At 61.0% G+C, this 3,571-nt stretch carries 2 protein-coding genes; both read left to right on the forward strand.

What is annotated here, in order from left to right:
• The first annotated feature begins 328 nt into the window (after positions 1–328).
• Positions 329–1,480, forward strand: a complete 1,152-nt coding sequence (gene macA, locus ACLD1Y_RS21570) for a macrolide transporter subunit MacA (protein ID WP_429479837.1) — start codon at positions 329–331, stop codon at positions 1,478–1,480.
• 3 nt (positions 1,481–1,483) lie between these two features.
• On the forward strand, positions 1,484–3,436 hold the full coding sequence (locus ACLD1Y_RS21575) for a MacB family efflux pump subunit (RefSeq protein ID WP_429479834.1): 1,953 nt from the start codon (positions 1,484–1,486) through the stop codon (positions 3,434–3,436).
• Positions 3,437–3,571: the final 135 nt, after the last annotated feature.

The following is a 3,571-nucleotide window of genomic DNA, read 5'->3' on the forward strand; positions in this document are numbered from 1 at the left end:
CGGATGTACACAGTCACCCATGTGGGAGCGGGCTTGCTCGCGAACGCGGTGGATCAGTCAGCCAATCGGTATCTGAACCACCGCGTTCGCGAGCAAGCCCGCTCCCACATTTTGAACCGTGCACGTTATAAAACCTCATCACCTTGAATGGTCATTTATGCAAAAGTCCACGTTACGCAAAACAGGCCTGTTCGCCGTATTGGCCATTGCCATCGGCCTGGCGATCTACACCGTGCAAGCCCCCGCCGACGCGCCGCAATACCTCACCGCCACGGCTGAGCGCAGTGATATCGAAAACGCCGTATTGGCCACTGGGCTGCTGGAAGGCNTGCAAAAGTCCACGTTACGCAAAACAGGCCTGTTCGCCGTATTGGCCATTGCCATCGGCCTGGCGATCTACACCGTGCAAGCCCCCGCCGACGCGCCGCAATACCTCACCGCCACGGCTGAGCGCAGTGATATCGAAAACGCCGTATTGGCCACTGGGCTGCTGGAAGGCGTCAAGCAGGTGGACGTCGGTGCCCAGGTGTCCGGGCAGTTGAAGTCGCTCAAGGTCAAGGTCGGCGATAAGGTGAAAAAGGGCCAATGGCTCGCCGAGATTGATCCGTTGATCCTGCAAAACACCCTGCGCAAAGCCCAGGTCGATGAAGAGAACCTGCAAGCCCAGCGCCGTGCCACGGCGGCGCAGTTGCGTCAGGCCAAGTCGGTGTACGAGCGCTATAAGGGCTTGCAGGATGACGAGTCGGTGTCGCGCCAGGACTTCGAAGACGCCGAGTCGACGTTCCAGGTGCAACAGGCCAACCTGTTGTCCCTGGATGCGCAAATCAAAAGCGCGCACATCGAGATCGATACGGCCAAGGTCAACCTGGCCTATACGCGCATCAACGCGCCCATCGACGGCGATGTGGTGGGCATCGTCACCCAGGAAGGCCAGACCGTGATCGCCAGCCAACTGGCGCCGGTGCTGCTCAAGCTGGCCGACCTGGACACCATGACCGTCAAGGCCCAGGTGTCCGAGGCCGATGTGATTCATATCAGCCCCGGCCAGCAGGTGTACTTCACCATCCTCGGTGAAGCCGACAAGCGTTACTACGCCAAACTGCGCGGCACGGAACCGGCGCCGCAAAACTTTCTGGAAACCCAGACCGCCGGCACCCCCAAGCAGAACACGGCGGTGTTCTACAACGCGCTGTTTGATGTGCCCAACCCCGACCACCGCCTGCGCATCGCCATGACTGCCCAAGTGCGCATCGTGCTCGACACGGCCCAGGCCGCACTGGTGGTGCCGGTGGCCGCGCTGGGCCAGCGCAACAACGATGGCAGCTACGTACTGCGTGTGCTGGATGCTAAGGGCAAGGCGGTGGCCCGTGAGGTAAAGACCGGCATCAACAACAACGTCAAGGTGCAGATCCTCGACGGCCTGGCCGAGGGCGATAAAGTGGTGATCGGCGATGCCTCACCTGCCGTGGCGGGGAACTGACGGATGAGCCAACCACTGTTGGAACTCAAGGGCATCACCCGCCGTTTTATGGCCGGCGAGCGTGAATTCATTGCGCTCAAGGGCATCGACCTGACCATCCAGGCCGGAGAGATGGTGGCGATTATCGGCGCGTCGGGCTCGGGCAAGTCCACGCTGATGAATATTCTCGGCGGCCTGGATTACGCCAGCGCCGGCAGCTACAAGATCAACGGCATCGAGACCCGCTCCCTGGGCGATGAGCAGTTGGCGGAGCTGCGGCGCGACTACTTCGGGTTCATCTTCCAGCGCTACCACCTGCTGGCGCACCTCAGTGCGTTACATAACGTGGAAATGCCCGCGATTTACGCCGGCACACCGGAAACCACGCGCCATAGCCGCGCACGGGACTTGCTCGCACGCCTGGGGCTGGCGGGCCACAGCACCCATCGTCCCAGCCAGCTCTCCGGCGGCCAGCAGCAGCGGGTCAGTATTGCCCGTGCCTTGATGAACGGCGGTGAAGTGATCCTGGCCGACGAACCCACCGGCGCCCTCGACACCCACAGCGGCAAGGAGGTGATGCGCATCCTCGCCGAGCTGCACGCTGCCGGGCACACGGTGATCATCGTCACCCACGACCCCAAGGTGGCGGCCAATGCCCAGCGCATTGTCGAAGTCAGCGATGGCGAAATCATCAGTGACCAGGCCAATGCCATCCCGCAGTTGCCCAGCGAGGCGCCGATCGAGCCAAAACGCAGCGGCGCCCGACGGTTGGTGGCGAGCCTGGGGTTGTTCAAGGAGGCATTCAACATGGCCTGGGTGGCGCTGGTGTCCCACCGCATGCGCACCTTGCTGACCATGTTGGGTATCGTGATCGGCATCACCTCGGTGGTGTCGATCTCGGCCATCGGCGAAGGCGCCAAGCGCTACGTGCTCAAGGACATCCAGGCGATTGGCAGCAACACCATCGATATCTTTTCCGGCACCAGTTTTGGCGACAGCCGCGCTTCGGCCATCGAGACCCTGATGCCGGCGGATGTGGACGCGTTGAACCAGCTCTACTACGTGGACAGTGCCACGCCGGTGGTGGGCCGCAACCTGTTGCTGCGCTTTGGCAATATCGACCTGGACGCCCAGGTCAATGGGGTGAGCGACCGCTACTTCAAGGTCAAGGGCTTGAAACTCGAAGCCGGTATCGCCTTCAGCGAAAGCGATGCGCGGCGCCAGGCCCAGGTGGTGGTGATCGACCACAACACCCGCAACCGTTTATTTGGCCCCAATGTGGACCCGCTCGGCCAGGTGATCCTGGTGGGCAACCTGCCGTGCACGGTGATCGGCGTGACGGCCGACAACAAAAATATGTTCGCCGCCAGCAAGGCGCTGAATGTGTGGGTGCCGTATGAAACCGCAGCCGGGCGTTTATTGGGCCAGCGTCACCTGGACAGCATCACCGTACGCATCAAGGACGGCCAGCCAAGCAAGGTGGTGGAAGACAACGTCAACAAGCTGATGCTGCAACGCCACGGCACCAAGGACTTCTTCACCAACAACCTCGACAGCATCATGCAGACGGTGCAAAAAACCAGCCGTTCCCTGGCATTGCTGTTGTCGTTGATTGCGGTGATTTCCTTGCTGGTGGGGGGCATCGGCGTGATGAATATCATGCTGGTGTCGGTCACCGAGCGTACCCGCGAGATTGGCATCCGCATGGCGGTGGGGGCGCGCCAATCGGATATTCGCCAGCAGTTTCTGGTGGAAGCGGTGATGGTGTGCCTGATCGGCGGGATCATCGGGATCTCGCTGTCCTATGCGCTGGGTTTTCTGTTTTCGTTGTTTGTGAAGGAGTGGGAGATGGTGTTTTCGTTGGGATCGGTGATCACGGCATTTGCGTGCTCGACCTTGATCGGGATTGTGTTCGGGTTTGTGCCGGCGAGGAATGCGGCGCGGTTGGACCCTATCGAGGCACTGGCCAGGGACTGATCACACATCTGCATAACAATGAGGACCCATGTGGGAGGGGGCTTGAACTGGTCCAGTAATTTCGGACCTTCTTTTCGGTTCTCACGCTGCTAGCTTTTCCGCCGCTATCGGTGAGTGATAACCGTTGTAGCTGTG

It is taken from the genome of Pseudomonas sp. 18175, from assembly GCF_050432925.1.
Taxonomy (GTDB): Bacteria; Pseudomonadota; Gammaproteobacteria; order Pseudomonadales; family Pseudomonadaceae; genus Aquipseudomonas.

Bases quoted from the DNA above. Each gene is read 5' to 3' on its own strand.
- ACLD1Y_RS21575 (WP_429479834.1), top strand. From the start codon at position 1,484: ATGAGCCAACCACTGTTGGAACTCAAGGGCATCACCCGCCGTTTTATG.